The organism is Lachnoanaerobaculum umeaense (assembly GCF_003589745.1).
Lineage (GTDB): Bacteria > Bacillota > Clostridia > Lachnospirales > Lachnospiraceae > Lachnoanaerobaculum > Lachnoanaerobaculum umeaense.
On record NZ_CP032364.1, the window covers coordinates 1003702 to 1025667 of the forward strand.

The 21966-nt window shown below is 35.2% G+C and carries 20 protein-coding genes; 17 read left to right on the plus strand and 3 right to left on the minus strand.

Going from position 1 to position 21966, the window contains the following annotated elements:
* The first annotated feature begins 77 nt into the window (after positions 1-77).
* On the plus strand, positions 78-884 hold the full coding sequence (locus D4A81_RS04585; protein WP_111525368.1) for a CAP domain-containing protein: 807 nt from the start codon (positions 78-80) through the stop codon (positions 882-884).
* Positions 885-946: 62 nt separating this feature from the next.
* Here D4A81_RS04585 and aroA read toward each other — a convergent pair whose 3' ends face one another.
* Both aroA and D4A81_RS04595 read right to left on the minus strand, forming a co-directional pair.
* Positions 947-2197, minus strand: a complete 1251-nt coding sequence (gene aroA, locus D4A81_RS04590; RefSeq protein ID WP_111525369.1) for a 3-phosphoshikimate 1-carboxyvinyltransferase — start codon at positions 2195-2197, stop codon at positions 947-949.
* Between the two features lie 13 nt (positions 2198-2210).
* The gene (locus D4A81_RS04595; protein ID WP_111525370.1) at positions 2211-3302 is read right to left on the minus strand and encodes a prephenate dehydrogenase; all 1092 of its coding nucleotides are present in this window, start codon (positions 3300-3302) and stop codon (positions 2211-2213) included.
* Positions 3303-3604: 302 nt separating this feature from the next.
* Here D4A81_RS04595 and D4A81_RS04600 point away from each other — a divergent pair, with 302 nt between their 5' ends.
* The 4 genes from D4A81_RS04600 to htpG all read left to right on the plus strand — a co-directional run bounded on the left by D4A81_RS04600 (position 3605) and on the right by htpG (position 10454).
* Entirely contained in the window at positions 3605-5707 is a 2103-nt protein-coding gene (locus tag D4A81_RS04600; protein ID WP_111525371.1) for an elongation factor G, read from the plus strand.
* Between the two features lie 144 nt (positions 5708-5851).
* The gene (locus tag D4A81_RS04605) at positions 5852-6526 is read left to right on the plus strand and encodes a sortase B protein-sorting domain-containing protein (RefSeq protein ID WP_111525372.1); all 675 of its coding nucleotides are present in this window, start codon (positions 5852-5854) and stop codon (positions 6524-6526) included.
* A 214-nt stretch (positions 6527-6740) separates the two neighbouring features.
* Positions 6741-8264 (plus strand): 4Fe-4S dicluster domain-containing protein, encoded by a 1524-nt coding sequence (locus D4A81_RS04610; RefSeq protein ID WP_111525373.1) that lies wholly within the window; start codon positions 6741-6743, stop codon positions 8262-8264.
* A 141-nt stretch (positions 8265-8405) separates the two neighbouring features.
* Entirely contained in the window at positions 8406-10454 is a 2049-nt protein-coding gene (gene htpG, locus D4A81_RS04615) for a molecular chaperone HtpG (protein WP_111525374.1), read from the plus strand.
* Positions 10455-10522: 68 nt separating this feature from the next.
* On the opposite strand, the gene D4A81_RS04620 is transcribed toward htpG, so the two are convergent.
* Positions 10523-10936 carry a TOBE domain-containing protein gene (locus tag D4A81_RS04620; protein WP_111525375.1) on the minus strand — a complete coding sequence of 138 codons (414 nt, stop codon included), beginning with the start codon at positions 10934-10936 and terminating at the stop codon, positions 10523-10525.
* A 261-nt stretch (positions 10937-11197) separates the two neighbouring features.
* On the opposite strand from D4A81_RS04620, the gene D4A81_RS04625 reads away from it, so the two are divergent.
* The 12 genes from D4A81_RS04625 to D4A81_RS04680 all read left to right on the plus strand — a co-directional run bounded on the left by D4A81_RS04625 (position 11198) and on the right by D4A81_RS04680 (position 21957).
* Positions 11198-12040, plus strand: a complete 843-nt coding sequence (locus D4A81_RS04625) for a DegV family protein (RefSeq protein WP_111525376.1) — start codon at positions 11198-11200, stop codon at positions 12038-12040.
* A 127-nt stretch (positions 12041-12167) separates the two neighbouring features.
* Positions 12168-13454, plus strand: coding sequence for a galactokinase (locus tag D4A81_RS04630; protein WP_111525377.1), 1287 nt, complete (start codon positions 12168-12170; stop codon positions 13452-13454).
* A 9-nt stretch (positions 13455-13463) separates the two neighbouring features.
* Entirely contained in the window at positions 13464-13820 is a 357-nt protein-coding gene (locus D4A81_RS04635) for a DUF4190 domain-containing protein (RefSeq protein WP_111525378.1), read from the plus strand.
* A 14-nt stretch (positions 13821-13834) separates the two neighbouring features.
* Complete coding sequence (gene nrdR, locus D4A81_RS04640; RefSeq protein WP_111525379.1) at positions 13835-14287, plus strand: transcriptional regulator NrdR; 453 nt, start codon at positions 13835-13837, stop codon at positions 14285-14287.
* A gap of 4 nt (positions 14288-14291) precedes the next feature.
* On the plus strand, positions 14292-14801 hold the full coding sequence (locus tag D4A81_RS04645) for a YqeG family HAD IIIA-type phosphatase (RefSeq protein ID WP_111525380.1): 510 nt from the start codon (positions 14292-14294) through the stop codon (positions 14799-14801).
* On the plus strand, positions 14798-15667 hold the full coding sequence (gene aroE, locus D4A81_RS04650; RefSeq protein ID WP_111525381.1) for a shikimate dehydrogenase: 870 nt from the start codon (positions 14798-14800) through the stop codon (positions 15665-15667). Before D4A81_RS04645 ends, aroE begins: the two co-directional genes overlap by 4 nt.
* A complete protein-coding gene (aroQ, locus tag D4A81_RS04655) occupies positions 15664-16101 on the plus strand; it encodes a type II 3-dehydroquinate dehydratase (protein WP_111525382.1) in 438 nt (145 codons plus the stop codon). The genes aroE and aroQ overlap by 4 nt, the downstream gene beginning before the upstream one ends.
* A 64-nt stretch (positions 16102-16165) precedes the next feature.
* The gene (efp, locus tag D4A81_RS04660) at positions 16166-16726 is read left to right on the plus strand and encodes an elongation factor P (RefSeq protein WP_111525383.1); all 561 of its coding nucleotides are present in this window, start codon (positions 16166-16168) and stop codon (positions 16724-16726) included.
* A gap of 85 nt (positions 16727-16811) precedes the next feature.
* Positions 16812-18581 carry an arginine--tRNA ligase gene (argS, locus tag D4A81_RS04665; protein ID WP_111525384.1) on the plus strand — a complete coding sequence of 590 codons (1770 nt, stop codon included), beginning with the start codon at positions 16812-16814 and terminating at the stop codon, positions 18579-18581.
* A gap of 462 nt (positions 18582-19043) precedes the next feature.
* Entirely contained in the window at positions 19044-20390 is a 1347-nt protein-coding gene (gene rsxC / locus D4A81_RS04670; protein ID WP_111525385.1) for an electron transport complex subunit RsxC, read from the plus strand.
* Positions 20390-21349, plus strand: a complete 960-nt coding sequence (locus D4A81_RS04675) for an RnfABCDGE type electron transport complex subunit D (RefSeq protein ID WP_111525386.1) — start codon at positions 20390-20392, stop codon at positions 21347-21349. The genes rsxC and D4A81_RS04675 overlap by 1 nt, the downstream gene beginning before the upstream one ends.
* Positions 21346-21957, plus strand: coding sequence for an RnfABCDGE type electron transport complex subunit G (locus D4A81_RS04680; protein ID WP_111525387.1), 612 nt, complete (start codon positions 21346-21348; stop codon positions 21955-21957). The genes D4A81_RS04675 and D4A81_RS04680 overlap by 4 nt, the downstream gene beginning before the upstream one ends.
* Positions 21958-21966: the final 9 nt, after the last annotated feature.

Consider the following 21966-nt stretch of genomic DNA (forward strand, 5'->3'; position numbering starts at 1 on the left):
AATGATAACTGTAAAATATATTTTATGACTGAACTGTTGCCTGTTTTAAGGATTTTTATTGAGTTATAGGAGGAAAAATGAAAAAGGGAATATTTGTTTTAGCTACAGTTCTATCAATGAGTATGGGATTATCTATGGCTTCATATGCAGGAAGCTGGGAGCATGACTCAAAGGGCTGGTGGTATTTGACAGATGAATATAAGTATCCTGTTTCACAGTGGAAAAATATTAAGGATAACTGGTATTATTTTAATTCTAGAGGTTATGCATTGATAGGATGGCAGTGGCTGGACGGTAAGGCATATTTTTTTAATGATGGAAGCAATAAAAGCTTTCCATATGCTGCAATGTTAAAGAATACCAAGTCACCTGATGGATATGATCTAAATGGTGAGGGTGCCTGGACACAGAATGGAGTTGTGATGACAAAGTCAGGTCAGGCAGGTCTTGCTGTTGCTCAAGTTATTGGTGGAGAGAATCCGGGTGAAAGAGCAGATTTATTTCTTAGATTGAATGAGTACAGGAGAAGCAAGGGATTGCCGGAGATGGTAGTAAGTAATGAACTTATGGCTGCAGCACAGCTAAGAGCCGGTGAGAGTGCAGTTTCATTCGCACATACCAGACCTGATGGTCAGGATTTTTATACAGTTTCTAATATAACAGATCATTATGTCGGAGTATCAGAGATATTGACAATGGACAATACATCTTCTACAGAGATTAAGATTACATCATTCAAGAATTCACCTAAACACAATGAGCTTATGCTACAGAGTGAAAACTTTATCGAAAATCTTCCGGCTTCTACAATATATGCAGGAGTAGGATATTATTACAGCAATGGATATTATTATGTGGCAATGTTGTTTGGACATCAAAAATAGGTGATATACTAAGGCTGTTACAACAAACGAATATATTTGTTTATTGTAACAGCCTGTTTTAATTATATATTTATATTTTTTAAATCACAGAAAAATCCCGGATAGGAGATTTCCACACATTTACTATTATTAAGCTTTATCTCTCCATCAGATATTAAATTAAGTATAGCAAAAGTCATGGCAATCCTATGGTCATCATGTGTATCTATAGTGACATTTCCGGATAGCCTGTCAGTACCAATAATTTCCATACCATCATCAGTTTCCAATACCTTTACACCAAGTTTACTTAACTCCTCACACATTACTTTGATTCGATTGGACTCCTTTACCTTAAGCTCCTGTGCATCTTTTATAATAGTTTTACCTTCAGCCATAGTAGCCACAGCTGCAAGAAGTGGTAGTTCATCTATAAGCGTAGGAATAAGTTCTCCACTAATAGTAGTTGAGTGTAGTTTTGAATAACATACTTTTATATCTGCTACAGGCTCAAATGTATTTGATGGATTTATAATCTCAATATCAGCACCCATAGACTTTAACACCCTTATTATACCGTCTCTAGTAGGGTTTATGCCTACATTTTCAAGTATTAGCTCTGAACCCAGTACAAGTATAGCGGCAGCCATAAAAAATGCAGCAGAAGATATATCAGAAGGCACCTCTATATCACTTGCAAAAAGCTCAGTGGTAGGACTTATGGTTACAGTATTTTTATCTGTAATTAAATTTGCACCAAATTTTCTAAGCATTAGTTCTGTGTGATCTCTTGATTTGGCAGGCTCTGTTACAGTGGTTTTTGAATCTGCATAAAGACCTGCAAGAAGTATTGCTGATTTTACTTGTGCACTTGCTACAGGAGAATTGTACTCTATGCCATGCAAAGAGCTGCCTGTAATAGTAAGTGGTGCAAAACCCACATTGCTCTCTATATTGGCACCCATCAAGGAAAGTGGATTTATTATTCTGTTCATAGGTCTTTTTTGTATAGACTTATCACCTGTAAGTATAGATGTAAAGTTTTGTGCAGACAATATACCACTTACAAGCCTGGTTGTAGTACCACTATTACCACAATCCAGTATACTGTCAGGTCTTTTCAATCCATGTAGTCCGTTACCTTTGACTATAACTGAAGTTCCATTCATTTCAATATCTATTCCCATTTTTTTAAAAATTGAAATAGTCGAAATACAGTCGGCACCGTTTAAAAATCCTGTTATTCTTGTAATTCCCTTTGATATAGATCCAAACATCACAGCTCTATGGGAGATGGATTTATCTCCGGGAACTCTTAATCTACCCTTTATCATTTTTCCTCCAATATTAGATTACTCTATAATTATATTCTTTCAACAATTTACTTGCCATTTCACATGAGTCTGCATCATAGAATGAGATATTGAGTGCACCCTCACCCTTTTCTCTATTATGATTGATACCTATATTCTTGATACTGATAGAGTTTGCAGCCAGTATTGCAGAGATTATAGATATTGCTCCGGGTTTATCCTGTATATGCACACTTATATCATGCTTTGAAATAAGGACTCCTCTACTGTTTGAATCAAAAGAATTTCTGTATTCTCCTGATTTTTCAAACATATTATTTATATAAATACCTGATCTGCTTGTAAGTTGTGAATGCACCTCTTTTAGCATATCTATATATTTGAGAAGCATTGCATCTATAGGTTCGGCATTAACTATGCAAATCTGCTCCCACATAATTGGAGATGCTGAGGCGATTCTTGTTATATCTTTAAAGCCGCCGGCAGCAACTCTTTTCATTACCTCATCTTCATAGTCATTGTCCTTTACAAGGTTTACCAAAGTGGCTGCAAGTATATGTGGCAGATGACTTACTGTTGCTACAACCTTATCATGTTTTTGATAATCTATTATAAATGGAATGGATTTTATCATTTCAATAATACTCTTTAATGCTTCCAGCTTCTTATTACAAGTTTTAGATGATGGAGTAATCATATAATAGGCATTTTCTAAAAGTAGAGCATCAGAAGCCTCATAGCCGGTTTTTTCTGAGCCTGCCATAGGATGCCCACCTATAAATATATCATCAAGATCAAGCTCTTTTGCTAAATTATGTATGGATGATTTGGTAGAGCCTACATCGGTGATTATGGAGTCTTTTCTTATAAAGGGCTTTATTTTTGCAAGATATTCCTCGTTAAATTCCACAGGTGCACATAAAAATATGATATCACATTCAGTAAGACTATCATCAATTTCTTTTAAGATAATATCAATAACTCCATCATTTTTCCCTTTTAGCAGCTGAGAAGTATTATTTGCATATGCATATATTTTTGATTCCGGTTTATATTTTCTGATTGCTCTGGCAATAGAACCACCTATTAGTCCAAAACCTATAAAAGCTATATTATTATAATGCATGCTCCTCCATTCCGACATAAGCCCTGATTAAATATAAAAAGTCTAGTACATTTATTTGTATTAGTCAAATACTTTTGCTTTAACGGTTTAAAGCGACACAGAAAGCAATATTGAAACATACTATTTATCTTTACTAAAACTGTCTATTTATACAAAAATATTATAAAAAATACTAACGATTTAATCATAAAAAAGATGTAAATTACATTGTATAAATTGAATATAAAACTTGAAATTTTAGCTTATGTTTAGTAAAATATCTTTATTATAAAGTCTATTGACTAAAAAGGAGGGATTCTCTTATGAAAGTTTATGAAACTAAACAGATTCGTAATGTTGCATTACTTGGCCATGGAGGCTCGGGTAAGACTACGGTGGCAGAGGCTATGAGCTTTGTTGCAGGAAATATTTCCAAGATGGGAAGCATTTCAAGCGGAAATACCATCAGCGACTATGACAAGGAAGAGATAAAAAGAGGCTTTTCCATAAGTACTTCTTTAGTTCCGGTAGAATATGAAGGTGAAACCGGAAGTGTAAAGATAAATCTTTTGGATACTCCGGGATATTTCGATTTTGTTGGTGAGGTAGAGGAAGCTATATCTGCAGCAGATGCTGCCATTATAGTAGTCAACTGCAAGGCGGGAATCGAAGTAGGTACAGTCAAGGCATGGGAGTTGTGTGAAGAGTATGGATTGCCTAGACTGTTCTTTGTAACAAATATGGATGATGATAAGGCGAGCTATCGTGAACTGCTTTTGAAGCTTGAAACACGCTTTGGAAGAAAAGTGGCTCCATTCCATCTTCCAATAAGAGAGAATGAAAAATTCGTAGGATTTGTAAATGTTGTAAAGATGAAGGGTAGAAGATTTACAAATCTTTCAGACTATGTAGAGTGTGAAATACCTGACTATGTTGAAGCTAACCTTAAAATTGCAAGGGAAGCTCTTATGGAAGCAGTAGCCGAGACAAGTGAAGAGTATATGGAGAGATATCTCTCAGGAGAAGAGTTCACTGATGAAGAGGTAGCAACAGCACTCAAAGAGAATATTTGTAATGGAGATATTGTGCCGGTAATGATGGGTTCAGGTGTAGATGCACAGGGATTTAAGGCACTTATGATGGCTATTGAAAAGTATTTCCCATCTCCGGATTACAAAGAGTGTGTTGGTGTTGATGTAAGCAACGGAGAGCATTTTACAGCAAAATATAATAAAGAAGTATCACTTTCTGCAAGAGTATTTAAGACAATCGTAGATCCGTTTATAGGCAAGTATTCACTTGTTAAGGTTTGTACAGGTACTTTAAAGCCTGATAGTGCAATCTATAATGTTGGTAAGGAAACAGACGAAAAGTCCGGGAAAATATATGTACTTAGAGGAAAGAGTGCTATAGAAGTGCCGGAGCTTGTAGCAGGTGATATAGGTGCTATGGCAAAACTCAGTGTAACAACTACAGGAGATACTATTGCGCTTAAGAATGCACCTATACTCTATCATGGACCTAAGATCTCATCACCATATACTTGTATGAGATATAAGATAGTAAACAAGGGCGAGGAGGATAAACTCTCATCAGGTTTATCAAGACTTATGGAAGAGGATTTAACTCTAAAACATGTGAATGATACATCAAACAGACAGACTCTTCTATACGGAATAGGCGATCAACAGCTTGAAGTTGTAGTAAGCAAGCTTTTAGATAGATATAAAGTAAAGATAGAACTTTCAAGACCTAAAGTAGCTTTCAAAGAGACTATCAGACAGAAAGTAGAGGCTGCAGGAAGATATAAGAAGCAATCAGGTGGACATGGTCAATTTGGTGATGTTAAGATGAGCTTTGAGCCTTCAGGAGATCTTGAGAAAGCATATGTATTTGAGGAGACTGTATTTGGTGGTTCAGTACCGAAGAACTATTTCCCGGCAGTAGAAAAGGGAGTGGCAGAGTGCTGTATTAAGGGGCCTTTAGCTGCATATCCTGTAGTAGGTGTTAAGGCTGTGCTTCTTGACGGTTCATACCACCCGGTTGACTCATCTGAGATGGCATTTAAGATGGCAGCTACTATTGCATTCAAAGACGGATTTATGAAGGCTGCTCCTGTACTATTAGAGCCTATTTACACAGTAAGTGTTATAGTACCTGATAAGTTTACAGGTGATGTTATGGGAGATCTTAATAAGAGACGCGGTAGAGTTCTGGGAATGGAGTCTATCAATCATGGTAAGCAAATCATAAAGGCAGATGTGCCTATGTTGGAACTTTTCGGATATAATACAGAGCTTCGTTCTATGACAGGAGGTATGGGAGTATTCAGCTATGAATTTGCCAGATATGAGCAGACTCCGGGTGATATTCAGAAGAAGGAAGTTGAAGCCAGAGCAAGCAAATTGGATGGTGATATTGATTAACAAAAGTATTAAATAAATATGTAGCATTATTGTAAGGAATCTTACTATAATGTTACATATTGAATAAAGTACTTGAAAAAAATTTCATGTAGGGATATATTAGGGACAACTTAAAAAACTTATATGAAAAGGAGATATCATATCATGCATTTATCATCACTCAAAAAAGCAATATTAACATTAGGTTTAACCCTAGGGGTAGTTTCAGGAAGCATCGTTGCTTTTGGCGCTCCATCACAGATAGTAATACCGGGAAAGGCTGCTGCTGTAGAATCTGTTAAAAATGATATAAATATTGAAACCCCATCAAAGATAGTAGTAGAGGAAAAGACTGATGCTGTGGAGGAGAATAATACATATTTTAAAACTCCATCACAGATAGTAATACCGGGAAAGACTGTTATTGTAGAGCCTGTTAAAAAGGCTACAGCTTCTACTGCAACACCATCTGCTGCAACACCATCTATTGCAACTCGTTCAACTGCATCAAAATCTTCAAGCGGTTCAGGGTCATCATATGGAGGCGGAAGTGTAAGATCTGTTACAACGTCTAACACAAATACAAACCCTGCAAACACTACAACACAGGGACCTGGAAGCAATGTAACAAATGCAAATCCTTCTAATACTAACAATGTAGCACCGGCAAATACAAACAACAATGGTGCAACAAAGGCGGATGTAACAGGTGCTAACCGTGGTAAGTTAAATGTTCCAAAGACAGCTGATGCTTCAGCAATGGGACTTTATACAGCATTACTTGGACTTTCAACTATAGGTGGTGCATTTGTAGTAGCTACAAAGAAAAAAGAGAACTAATTGATTGGTAAATCTTAAATGATATTGAGGCAGACTGTACAGTCTGCCTTTTTTTGTACTTATTTGCAGACATTTTTGACTGTTCCTTATAAAAAACAACAAATTGCCAAAAAAATAACATACTCATCTTTATTTTATTTTTCAAATATAGTAGAATATTATTGCTCAGTATAGAATTATTCTATAAAGGTTTGTTTTTTAGTGGAGGAATATTGTGAGAGGTGTTGAAACAAGAATTCAGGAAATAAGACACAGAATTTTTAGAGAAGTTGCCAGAATGGCATACCACACAGAGTGGCCTGTGGATAAGAGAATAGAGGAGTTACCTTATAAGATTATTCCGGGAGAGGTAGGAAACTTTAGAAATAATGTGTTCCTTGAAAGAGCTATAGTAGGAGAAAGATTAAGACTTGCTATGGGATTGCCTTATAGAAGTGCTGCAAATCATGCACCTTTGTCAGAGGGCATAGAAATGGCTGATAAGGCTGAAACATATTATACACCACCATTGATTAATATAATAAAGTTTGCCTGTCATGGTTGTGTTGAAAAAAGAGTATTTGTAACTAATGGTTGCCAAGGATGTTTGGCTCATCCATGTGCGGAGGTTTGTCCTACAGGCGCTGTAAGCATTGATAAAGAGAGCGGATTTTCAAGTATAAATCAGGAAAAATGTATTAAATGTGGAAGATGTGCAAATGTTTGTGAGTACAATGCCATTATAGTACAGACAAGACCTTGTGCTGCTTCATGTGGTATGGATGCAATATCTTCAGATGAAAATGGTAAGGCTGACATAGACTACGATAAATGTGTATCCTGTGGACAATGCCTTGTAAATTGTCCATTTGGTGCTATTTCAGATAAGTCACAGATATTTCAGACTATCAGAGCAATTCAGTCAGGTGATAGAGTTTATGCTGCTATTGCACCTGCATTTGTAGGACAGTTTGGACCTAAGGTTACACCTGGAAAACTTCGTGCCGCTATGAAAGCTCTTGGATTTGCCGACGTATTTGAGGTAGCTATAGGTGCAGATTTATGTGCTACTCAAGAGGCTTTTGACTTCCTTGATGAGGTACCTGAGAAATTGCCTTTCATGGGTACATCATGTTGTCCGTCATGGTCATTGATGGCAAAGAAGCTATTCCCTGATCAGGCAGAGTGTATATCAATGGCACTTACACCTATGACACTTACTGCAAGACTTATAAAGAAACAGCATCCGGAAGGAAAGGTGGTATTTATAGGGCCATGTTCTGCAAAGAAGCTTGAGGCTATGTGGACCGATGTAAGAAGTGAGGTAGACTTTGTATTGACATTTGAAGAGATGGCAGGAATATTTGATGCAAAGCATATTGATATTGAAAATATTCAAGAAGATCCGAATGGTGTCAATGATGCATCGACAGACGGAAGAAATTTTGCAGTATCAGGAGGAGTTGCAAAGGCAGTTGTAGGAGTTATTAAAAATCAATATCCTGATAAGGAAGTAAAGATAATGAATGCGGAAGGCCTTTCAGAGTGTAGAAAGATGATGACTATGGCAAAGGCAGGAAAGTATCCGGGTTATCTGCTTGAGGGTATGGCATGTCCGGGAGGTTGTGTAGCAGGACCGGGAACAATGCAAAATATCAAAAAATCTCAAGGTGCTGTAAATCAGTATGCAGCTAAGGCAACACATAGCATTGCTATTGATACAGAGTCTGTAAAAGAGTTGGATAAGCTGGTTGAATAAAAATTTGAATATAAAGAAAAATATTATTGGCACTCAAGTTACTCGAGTGCCAATTTTTGTTGACATTTATTTTTTGATGGTTATAATAGTTATATCAATGCAAATAAGAATCATTTGTAAATTTATTTAAGAGGTGATGAAATGAAAAAGGGGAATTTATCAATAAATAGTGAAAATATATTTCCAATAATAAAAAAATGGCTGTATTCAGACCATGATATATTTGTGAGAGAGTTGATTTCAAATGCAACTGATGCTATAACCAAATTAAAGAAGCTTAGTCTTGCCGGAGAGTTTACAAAGCCGGAGGGAGAAGAATATAAGATAAATGTCGAAGTCAGTCCTAAGCAAAAACTTATACGTTTTATAGACAATGGTATCGGTATGACTGAAGAAGAGGTAGAAAAGTATATAAATCAAATAGCATTCTCAGGTGCTGTAGATTTTATAGAAAAATATAAGGATAAGACTAATGAGGAGCAGATAATAGGCCATTTCGGTCTTGGATTTTACTCTGCATTTATGGTAGCTGATAAAGTAAGTATTGATACTCTATCATATAAAGAAGGTGCAAAGCCTATACACTGGGTAAGTGACGGTGGTCTTGAGTTTGAGATGGGAGAAGGCAATAGAGCTTCAAGAGGAACTGCTATTACATTATATCTTAATGACAACTGTCATGAGTTCGCAAATGAATTCAGAGTGAGAGAGATACTTAATAAATACTGTTCATTTATGCCGGTAGAAATCTTTTTAAAGGATATAGATGCGGAGGAAGCGACTGAAATCATAGAAAAAGATGAGCTTTTAGAAAGTGATACAGTAATAGAGACTATAATAGAGCCTGCAAAGACAGAGGAAAAAGAAAAAGAAGACGGCACTAAGGAAGAGGTTGAGGTAGAGCCTGCAAAGGAAAAGATAAAGATCAAAAAGCGTCCTGTAGCTTTAAATGATATACATCCTCTTTGGACTAAGCATCCAAATGAGTGCAGTGATGAGGAATATATAGAGTTTTATAGAAAAGTATTTATGGATTATAAGGAGCCGCTCTTCTGGATTCATTTAAACATGGATTATCCTTTTAATCTAAAAGGAATTTTATACTTCCCAAAGATAAATACAGAATATGATTCTATAGAGGGAACAATAAAGCTTTATAACAATCAAGTATTTATTGCAGATAATATAAAAGAGGTTATTCCGGAGTTTTTATTACTTTTAAAGGGTGTAATAGACAGTGCAGATATTCCTCTTAATGTTTCAAGATCTGCATTGCAAAATGACGGTTCTGTAAGAAAAATCTCAGAGTATATTGCTAAGAAGGTTGCAGATAAGCTTTCAGGTATGTGTAAGACAGAGAGAGATAAGTATGAGAAATATTGGGATGATATTGCACCATTTATAAAATACGGTTATCTTAAAGACGAGAAGTTTGGTAAGAAGGTGGAAGATTATATATTATTTAAAAATATAAATGATAAGTACCTTACATTAAACGAGCTTGTCGATGAAAGTAAAAATTCCGAGGATAAGTTAGAAAATTCTTCTGATGAAACCCAGGAAAACTCTGAAGAGAAAAAAGAGGTTGAAAAAACTCAGATATTCTATGTAAATGATGTAAAAGAGCAGAGCCAATATGTAAATATATTCAAATCTGCGGGTAAGGATGCTGTAGTTCTTCCTCATAGTATTGACGTACCTTTTATCTCAACTCTTGAGATGAAAAGAGACAATGTAAAATTCCTTAGAATAGATTCTGATATGACAGATGATATGAGAAGTGAGGAGGTAGCTGAAGACAGTAAGGCTTCATATGATGCATTATCTGAAAAAGTAAAGACCGCACTTCACAATGATAGATTAAAAGTTTCTGTACAGCCTTTAAAGAGTGATGAGATTTCATCAGTGATCACAATATCTGAAGAGAGCAGAAGAATGCAGGAGATGATGAAGCAGTATGGAATGATGGGAATGGATCCTTCAATGTTTGGAGGTGAGGGTGAGACTTTGGTTCTCAATGCAAATCATCCACTTGTAAAGGAGCTTTTGGAAAACAGTCATGAAGAATGCTTTGATATGATCTGTGAACATCTATATGATATGGCTTCAATATCACATAGCCCACTTTCACCTGAGAGAATGAGTGCGTTTATAAAGAGAAGTAATGAGCTTATGTTGAAATTAAAATAATAAGGTAAAAAAGAACTGCCACTTAAAGATTAAAAAATCTTAAGGGCAGTCTTTTTGATTAAAGTATTTTATTCGATGCCTACCATTACTGAAGTAGCCTTGATAATAGCATAAGCCTCTTTTCCCACAGAGAGTTCAAGCTCTTTTACAGCATTCTTTGAAATTGTAGCGGAAACTACACCAAGCTTTGTCTCAATAGCTACAATATCGTTAACAGCACCTTCATCAATGCTCTTTATAACACCTTGGAACTTGTTTCTTGCAGAAATCTTTGGAAGCTCTGTAGCAACCATAACTTCCGTAGCCTTGATAATGGCGATTGCAGAAGCTCCGTCCTTTAATCCCAATTCTTTGATTGCGTTGAGTGAAATAGTTGCTGAAACAGCTTCACCATTCACTTCAATGGTAACAATGCCGTTTACAGTACCTTCATTAACATTCTTTACAATTCCTTTGAATTGATTTCTTGCACTTAATTTCATTGTGTAAAAACCTCCGGTCAAAAATATTTTGCCTAAAAACTTAAGCAATACTACAGATTCTATCATAAAATAAAAATATAGCAAGCGGTATTTATTGAAAAAAGAAGATTTAAAAAACGGTGGAAGTACTGGATGGAGTAATGGATAAGTTGCATTAGGAGAATAAGTGTTTGTTAAACTCACGTGTATACTTGACTTATATTGTGTATATACTTATAATGAATGTAGTTTTAAAAACTACATTAAACGGAGTTAGAAAATATGACATATAGATTGATTGGAGACAGTTGTACAGATTTAGATGAGAATCTAAAGAGAGATGATAATGTTCGCATTGTCCCACTTACCCTTGAAATTGGAGATTATCAGGTAATAGATGATAATAAATTTAATCAAAAAGATTTTATAAAGAGAATGGCAGAATCAAAAATAGGTGCAAAGAGTGCATGTCCGTCACCTGAGGCTTTTAAGGAAGCTATGGAATGTGATGTGGATATGGTATTTGTGGTAACTCTTTCTGAACATTTGAGTGGAAGCTATCAGAGTGCTGAGATTGGCAAAAAGCTTTATGAAGAAGAGCATGATAGTAAAAATATTTTGGTACTTTCTTCAAAATCTGCTTCTGCAGGTCAATACAGATTGATGTTAGAACTTGATGCCTTATGCAAGCAGGGACTTAAGTTTGAAGAGATATCAAAGCGAATAATTGAGTTAAGAGATGATATGAAGACATATTTCGTTTTGGAATCATTAGATACCTTAAGGAAAAACGGAAGACTTTCAGCAGTTAAGGCACTTATAGCATCAGCTCTTAATATTAAGCCTATAATGGGTGCAATAAATGGTGTGATAGTGAAAAAGGATCAACAAAGAGGTATTCAAAAAGCATTGTCAAGGATGGTGGAGCTGGCTATCAATGAAGCCGGAGAGAACTCAAAAGATAAAATTGTTTGTATAACTCATATAAATAATGAAGAACGAGGAGAGTCTGTTGCTAAACTTTTCCGTAAAAGCAATAGATTCAAAGATGTAAAACTTGTAAATGGTGCAGGAGTTGCTACAATGTATGCCGGAGATGGTGGTATCGTATTGGCAATAGGATAATAAATATATCAGAGTACACAATAATAAATTGTGTACTTTTTTTTGATTTATGATAAACTAATTTTAGAAAGCATAGATTGGTTTTATAAGATTTATGTCTGTTTTATTAAATATAAGCGAGGGTTATATGAATTTACTTGAGACAAAGAATCTATTGGAAAATAATGGACAGAAATTATTGGAAGAGCTTTATGGCAAAGCTGGAATAAGTGATAATCTAAAAAGATATAAAGGTATTCTGGATGGTTTTGAAAAACAGTTTGGACAAAGGGATGTTAGCCTGTTTTCATCTCCGGGAAGAACAGAAATTTCCGGAAACCATACAGACCATAACAATGGCAAGGTACTTGGAGGAAGTATAAATCTGGATTGTATAGCTGTAGCAGCTGTGAATGATTCGGATCAAGTAAATATTGTAAGTGAGTCATTTTCACAAAAATTCAAGGTTAATATAAATGATATTGAACCCGGAGTTGATAAGATAGGCACTGTTGAACTTTTAAAAGGTATATTGGCAGGATTTAGAGAAAGAGGAGCAAATATAGGAGGTTTTGATGCATATATTACCAGCAATGTAATATCGAGTGCCGGTGTAAGTTCATCAGCTGCATTTGAAACTTTGATATGTCAGATTATAAATACTTTATTTAATGAGGGTAAGCTATCAAAAACTGATTATGCATATATAGGAAAGTATGCAGAGAACAATTATTGGGATAAGGCAAGTGGATTGCTTGACCAGATGTGCTGTGCCTATGGCGGACTTATTAGTATAGATTTTAAGAATCCCGATGTACCAAAAGTGGAGGGGATAGATTTTGATTTTGCAGCTGCTGCACATGATCTAATTATAGTACAGACCGGAAGAGGGCATGCAGATCTTTCGGCAGATTATTCATCAATACCCAATGAAATGAAAAAAGTAGCAAAATACTTTGATAAGGCTACATTGTCTGAGGTAGATGAGGAAGAGTTTTATAAAAATTTATCCAAAATAAGAAAGTTTGCCGGTGACAGGGCAATACTTAGGAGTATACATTTTTTTGATGAAAACAGGAGAGTTGAGAATGAAGTAAGTGCATTGGCAAGCAATGACTTTGACACATTCTTAAAAAATATAACAGATAGCGGTAACTCATCATGGAAATATCTTCAAAATGTATATACAAATGCTGCACCAAACGAACAGGGGATTACAGTAGCACTGGCATTGTCAGAGAGATTTCTTAAAGAAAAGCAGGTGGGTGCTACCAGAGTCCATGGTGGAGGATTTGCAGGGGTTATTATGGCAATGATTCCTGAAAGTTATAGTGATGAATATATTACATATATGGATAAGTTCCTAGGTAAGGGCTCATGCTATAAGATGAAAATAAGACCATATGGATCTATATGCCTGAATGATTTAATATAAGGGGGATAGATGAAAGAGGAACAATTCTCATTAGCTTGTTTGATTGTAGGAATAATGAGCTGTGTACTGTGCTGTATATGCCTTGGACTTCCACTTGGAATAGTTGGTGTAGTGCTGTTTATTCTTTCAACCGGAGGTGGAAATGGTGTAAACTCAACGGCAGCTTTAGGATTGGCACTTTCGATAGTCGGATTTATACTTTCCATCATATCCATAATACTTTTTATAATATTTATTGGCAATGTAAACAATTCGATTTTTTATAGGCCTTATTTTGATTATAATTCACATGAATATAATGATGATAAGCAAGAGCATTATAATTTGCCATATTATTTTGAAAATAAAGATATTGACGAACTTTAAAAAAGGATGAACTTATGAAATGCCCATTTTGCCAAGCACAGGATACAAAAGTTATAGACTCTCGTCCTGCAGAGGATAATTCTTCTATAAGACGAAGAAGACAATGTGAGAGTTGTAATAAAAGATTTACCACATATGAAAAACTTGAGACTATACCTCTTATGGTGATAAAAAAGGATGATACTAGAGAAAATTATGATAGATCAAAGATAGAGGCTGGTATCATTCAGAGTTGTCATAAGAGGCCGGTTTCTACTGTAGTTATAAGAAAGACTGTAGACGATATAGAGAATCAGATCTATGCCATGGAAATAAGTGAGATACCTACCAGAAAGATAGGTGAACTTGTTATGGAAAAACTGAAGGATTTAGATGAGGTTGCCTATGTCAGATTTGCATCTGTATATAGAGAATTCAAGGATGTGAATACCTTTATGGATGAAATTGCAAAGTTATTAAAGAAATGATTTTATGAATAAACTTTTCCCGAAATTATACAAGAAAGATATTTATGATATAGACTATAAGGATCTATATAGTAGAGGTTTTAGAGCAATACTTTTTGATATAGATAATACTCTGACCACACATGGAAGTAAGGCGGATCGTTCAAATATAAATTTTTTTAAATCACTGAGAGATATAGGATTTAAAACTTGTTTGATCTCAAATAATAAAGAGAAGAGAGTATCACCATTTGCAAAAATGGTATCATCACCATATATATATAAGGCAAATAAGCCATCAAAAAAAGGCTATCTGAAAGCCATTAATATTTTGAATGTAACAAAGGAACAAACATTGTTTGTAGGTGATCAGATTTTTACAGATATATGGGGAGCAAACAATGCAGGTATTTATTCGATATTGGTGGATCCGATAAGTCCAAAAGAAGAAATTCAGATTGTTTTGAAGAGATACCTTGAAAGAATTGTACTGTTCTTTTATAAAATTAAAGAAGAAAAAAGGAAGAAAAGATGATAAGTGCAAACACAAAGGTATATGGTATTGTAGGAAATCCTATATCTCACAGTCTTTCCCCACTATTACAAAATGCTCTAGCAAAGGAAATGAACATAGACATGAAGTATGTAGCATTTCATGTAAATGAAAATATTAAAGAGGCAATAAAAGGAGCATTTTTCCTAGGTATACAGGGCTTTAATGTGACTATCCCTTTTAAAAAGGATATGTTGGAGATCGTGAGTGAGATTGATGACAGAGCCAAAAACATTGGTGCAATAAATACACTAATAAGAGTTGCAAATGGGTATAAGGGTTATAATACCGATATTCTGGGACTTGGAATGAGCCTTGAAAATAATAGATTTAATATAAAAGATAAGAATATAATTCTTTTAGGAGCAGGAGGTGCTGCAAAAGCAGCTCTATATCTTGCAATAGAAAAGAGTGCCAAGTCTATCACTATTATCAATAGAAATAAGAAAAAAGCAGATGAATTGAGAGCAGAAGTTGACTTTAGTGATATATCTACCATTTCTTTGGAGGAGCTAAAGGCTGATATAAATTTGTTGGAGTATGATAATTATTTTGTATTTCAAACTACAAATGTCGGAATGCATCCAAATATAGAGGATTGTATAATAGATAATGAGAATTTCTATAAAAAATGTGAAGCAGGTATTGATCTTATATATACTCCTTTTGAAACAGAGTTTATAAAGAATATGAAGAAAAATAATAAAGACTGTATCAATGGATTGGATATGCTTATATTACAGGGGGTAGCAAGTTTTGAAATATGGAATGGAGTAAAGATTGATAAAGATATAATTGATAAAGTGAAATTGTTATTGGTAGAAGAGCTAAGAGAGAGAATGCAATGAAAATTTTAGTAATAAATGGTGTGAATATGAATTTCCTTGGAATAAGAAATAAGGAAGTCTATGGAAACAAGGGCTATAATTATCTTTTGGAAATGATTGAGAATAAAGCAAAAGAGCTTGGAGTAGAGGTGGAATGCTTTCAAAGTAATCATGAAGGATATATAGTTGATAAGTTGCAGGAAGCATACTTTGAAAAGCCGGTTGGAATAGTGATAAATCCGGCAGCTTTTACTCATACAAGTGTGGCTATAAGAGATGCTCTGGAGAGCCTTGAATGTATAAAGGTAGAGGTGCATATATCAAATATTTCAGATAGAGAAGAGTTTAGACACAAATCACTTACACAGCCGGTATGCACAGGTCAAATTGCAGGACTTGGATTACATGGATATACTTTGGCAATGGAGTATATAATAGAACAAACAAAGTCTTGATTTGATATCAAAATTGTTATAAAATAGTTCAAGTATCGCATGAAAGTTTTAGGAGGAAATATTAATGATTTCAGCAGGTGATTTTAAAAATGGTTTGACATTAGAGATTGAGGAAGGTCAGGTTTTTCAGATTCTTGAGTTCCAGCATGTTAAGCCAGGAAAGGGAGCTGCATTCGTTCGTACAAAAATCAAGAATGTAATTACAGGTAGCGTTGTTGAAAGAACTTTCCGACCTACTGAGAAATTCCCACAGGCAAGAATAGATAGAGCAGATATGCAGTATTTATATTCAGACGGAGATATGTTCAACTTTATGAATGTTGAGACATATGATCAGATCGCACTCAATGCAGAAAAGGTTGGAGATGCATTGAAGTTTGTAAAAGAGAATGAGATGGTTAAGATATGTTCATTTAATGGCAATGTATTCTCTGTAGAGCCACCTTTATTTGTAGAGTTGGAAATTACAGATACAGAGCCGGGATTTGCAGGAAATACAGCACAGGGTGCTACAAAGCCGGCAACAGTGGAAACAGGGGCAGTTGTATATGTTCCACTATTTGTAAATCTTGGTGATAAGATCAAGATTGATACAAGATCAGGCGAGTATTTATCTAGAGTTTAAAAATTCGAATGTTTGGCGGTCATCCTGACCGTCATTTTTTGTAACAGACTTTAAATTTATTCGATAAAATATAGAATGGAGATATATGAAAACAATTATAGAATTGATTTCTGATGAATTAAAATCCGCTTTTGTAAAATTGTCATATGATGAAAAATATGGCAAAGCCAATTTGTCTAATAGACCGGATTTATGTGAATATCAATGCAATGGAGCAATGGCAGCAGCAAAGGAATATAAGAAAAAACCTATCGATATTGCAAATGAAGTTGTAGATCTTCTAAAGGCGAGTGAGAGCTTTGAAAAAATAGAAGCTATTATGCCGGGATTTATAAATATAAATATAAGCAATGCTTTTATTGAAAAATATATCATAGATATGTCAAATTCACAGAAGTATGGTATAGAGCTTGATAATCCGACTAAGAAAATAATAATTGATTATGGTGGTGCAAATGTTGCAAAGCCGCTTCATATAGGACATTTGCGTTCAGCAATCATAGGTGAGAGTCTAAAAAGAATGGGAAGATTCTTTGGAAATGAAGTAATATCGGATGTACATCTGGGAGACTGGGGCTTACAGATGGGACTTATAATAGAAGAACTTAGAGAGAGAAAGCCTGATCTGGCATATTTTAAGAAAGACTATGACGGAGAGTTTCCAAATGAGGCTCCATTTAGCTTAAATGATCTTGAAGAAATATATCCTGCGGCTTCTCAAAAATCAAAGACAGATGAAACTTTCAAACAGAGAGCACAGGAAGCTACTTTGGAACTTCAAAGAGGATATAGACCATATAGAGAGATATGGAAACATATAATAGATGTATCTGTAGAGGATCTAAAGAAGAACTACTCTAAATTACTTGTAGACTTTGACCTCTGGAAGGGAGAATCTGATGCAGATCCTTATATACCGGATTTAATAAAGGATCTGGAGGAGAGGAAAATTGCGAGAGTATCAGAGGGTGCATTGGTGGTAGATATAGCTATGGAGGGTGATAAAAAGGAATTACCTCCATGCATTATAAGAAAATCAGATGGTGCTGCACTCTATGCAACCTCAGATCTTGGTACTTTGGTAGAAAGAGAGAAACTATATTCACCTGATGAATATATTTATATTGCAGATAAGAGACAGGAACTTCATTATACACAGTTCTTTAGAGTTGCTAGAATAGCAGATATTGTTCCGGCATCACATGAGCTTAAGTATATAGGTTTTGGCACAATAAATGGAAAAGATGGTAAGCCGCTAAAGACCAGAGATGGCGGAGTAGTTCGTCTTGAAACTGTAATAAAAGATATTGAGGATGCGGTATTTTCAAAGATAAAGGAATCTAGAGATGTATCTGATGAAGAAGCAAGAAGTACTGCAAAGATTGTAGGAATTGCCGCTATTAAATATGCAGATCTAAGCAATCAGGCAGCTAAGGACTATATATTTGATATAGATAGATTCACCTCATTTGAAGGAAATACAGGACCATATATTCTTTATACAATAGTAAGAATAAAGTCTATTTTGGAAAAGTATTATGAGAGCAGCTCACAAAAGCTTGACTTTGATGATTTGACAGTACCAAAAGAAGATATACATAAAAAACTTTATATGGAATTATCTCAATATAATGAAGTTATGAAATCTGCCTGGAGTGAGTTGGCACCACATAAAATATGTCAGTTCATTTATTCGGTTTCAAATACATTTAATTCATTCTATCATGAGATAAAAATTCTATCAGAAAGTGATGAAACAAAAAGAAGGGGTTACTTGGCAACCATACTTCTCACAAAAAATATATTGGAATCTGCGATAAGCTTACTTGGAATAGAAGCACCGGATAAAATGTAAAATTTGCTCCTACTAAATCATGTATTTAGTAGGAGTTTTTTATAAAAAAATAATTTTTAAGATATTATTTTTATTTAGATTGAAATTATGTATAAAAGATTATAGACTTAATATAGCATATTAAAGCAGATATAAAGATTTATATTACATATTATTCTGTAAAAGATACATTTTATCCTGGTCGTAAGAGAATGTATTCAAAAAAATGCAATATAAATTTTGAAAATCTTCTTTAAGTTTGTACAAATATGGTATAATAGAAAGAAATGTAGGTGAAAAGATGCTTTAAATAGCAGTATACCAAATGACTAAGAATTTTCTTGTTTCTTGGTTTATTTGTGTTTTTCCGGATTATGTAGTGCTTCAAGAATAGTCCGACATTTGACAATATTATTGACATTATTAAACACAATAGCTGCACTATTTTTACGTTTATTTGCCTAGACAGAAGAGGAGAAAAATATGGGATTAGCTACATTTATTGGTGGTGTACATCCTTTTGAGGGCAAAGAGCTTTCAATGGAACACCCTATAACAGTGCTACAACCAAAGGGTGTTGAAATGGTATTTCCACTAAGCCAGCATATTGGAGCACCTGCAAAGCCTTTGGTAGCTGTTGGAGATGAAGTGCTAGTCGGACAAATCATTGCAGAGGCAGGTGGATTTATATCAGCCAATGTAGTAAGCTCAGTGTCCGGAAAAGTAAAAAAAATCGAACCACGAAGAGTTGCAAATGGTTCAATGGTGAATTCTATTATTATTGATGATGATAAGGAATATCGTGCCATAGAGGGGTTCGGAGAAAAAAGAGACTATACCAAGCTTTCAAAAGATGAGATTAGAAGTATTGTAAAAGCTGCAGGTATAGTAGGACTTGGTGGAGCCGGATTCCCTACACATGTAAAACTTTCGCCAAAGAATGAAAATGAGATTGACTACATTATTGTAAACGGTGCGGAGTGTGAGCCATACCTTACAAGCGACTATAGACTTATGTTGGAAGAGCCTGAGAAGATAGTCGGAGGGCTGAAGGTTATTTTACAGCTTTTCCCAAATGCTAAAGGTATCATTGGTATTGAGAACAATAAGCCAAAGGCAATAGAAAAATTAAAAGAACTTGTAAAAAATGAGCCAAAGATAGATGTTGTGGAATTGTATACCAAATATCCACAAGGTGGTGAGCGCTCACTCATTTTTGCATGTACAGGAAGAAAGTTAAACTCAAGTCTTTTGCCTGCAGATGTTGGTTGTATCGTTGACAACACAGATACCGTTATTTCTATTTATAATGCAGTAGTAGAGTCTAAACCTCTTATAAGAAGGATCGTAACCATTACAGGTGATGCAATCACCAATCCACAGAACTTTAAGATTAGAACCGGAGCTAATTACCAGGAACTTATTGAAGCTGCCGGTGGTTTTAAAAAGGAACCTAAGAAAGTACTTTCAGGTGGTCCTATGATGGGACAGGCATTGTTTACATTAGATATTCCTGTAACCAAGGCTTCATCTTCAATAACAACATTTACAGATGATGAAGTTGAGAATAATCCTGAAACACCATGTATCAAATGCGGAAGATGTGTTGATGTATGTCCAAGTTATCTCGTGCCGGTGCTTATGATGGATAAGGCATTGAATGATGATACAGAAGGATTTGAAAAACTTAACGGTATGGAATGCGTAGAATGTGGTTCTTGTGCCTTTGTATGTCCGGCAAAGAGACCGCTTACTCAAGGATTTAAATATATGCGACAGGCTGTAGCGGCAAAGAGAAGAGCTGAAGCAGCAAAGAAGGAGGGGAAATAATGGCAGGCAAATTTAATGTTTCATCATCTCCTCATGTAAGGGATAACTCATCCACATCGAATATAATGAAGGATGTTTGTATTGCAATGATTCCAACATTGGCTTTTGGATGTTTTCAATTTGGTCTATCTGCACTTATAGTTGTTATAGGTACAGTTCTTGCATGTGTACTTGCTGAATATTTATACGAAAAATTTATGAAAAAGCCTATAACTATAGGAGATTTTTCTGCAGTAGTTACAGGACTTATATTAGCCTTGAATATGCCACCGGAAATTCCGGTATGGATGCCTATACTTGGTGGAGTTTTTGCAATAATTGTTGTAAAGCAGCTTTATGGTGGTCTGGGACAAAACTTTATGAACCCGGCACTTGCTGCAAGATGTTTCTTGCTTATCTCATTTGCAGGAAGTATGACAAGATTTAGTTCGGTAGCAATGAAGTATGATTCATCATCAACACCTACACCACTTGCTTTTTTAAAGGCAAAGGGTATAACAGATGCACTTGGACAGTATGATCTTATGAATATGTTCCTTGGTAGAATACCGGGAACAATAGGTGAGGTTTCAACTATTGCGTTACTTATAGGTGCTGTTTATCTAGTTGTAAGAAAGGTTATATCACTTAGAATACCTCTCATATATATTGCAACAGTAGCTATATTTGTATTTGTATTTGGCGATCACAATCCTACGACTGTTTTATACCATATTTTTGGTGGTGGCCTTATTTTTGGTGCATTTTTTATGGCGACAGATTATGTTAGTAGTCCGGTAACAAAGATGGGACAAGTATATTTTGCAATATTTATAGGTATACTCACAGGTTTGTTTAGATTGTTTGGTGGTAATGCAGAGGGAGTTTCATATGCTATTATTATTGGTAATATAGTAGCTCCTCTATTAGAGAAGGCAACACTACCAAAGGCATTTGGAAGGGAGGCAAAGAAGGCATGAAAAAACAATCAGGATTTGTAAAAGATGCGATTATTTTATTTGCTATAACCCTTATTTCAGGTCTTGTACTGGGCTTTGTATATGATGTAACTAAGGCACCTATAGCAGCTGCGGCAAAAGCGGCAAAGAATGAGGCGTATGCAGTAGTTTTCCCGGAAGCTAAGGATTTTGCAGAGAACGAGTCTGAAACTGCAAAAATAGCAGAGACTGCAGAAGAAATTGCAGGCAAAGGCTTTGGGCATGTAAGTATTAATGAGGTTGTAGATGCAAAGGATGAAACCGGAAATGATGTTGGAAGAGTTATAACATCTACATCTAAGGATGGATACAATGGTACTGTACAGATTTCAGTAGGTATCAAATCAGATGGTACAGTAGTAGGAATAACTTTCCTTACTCTTGAAGAGACACCGGGGCTTGGTATGAGAGCAGGAGAAGAAAGCTTCTATGGTCAATATGCAAACAAAAACACAAAAGAATTTAAGCTTGTAAAGGGTGCAGCAGGTGCTGATGATGAGATAGCTGCAATAAGCGGTTCTACTATCACAAGTAATGCTGTTACAAATGCTGTAAATGCAGCACTTTACTTTAATTCAATATTGGAATAAGGAGGAAAT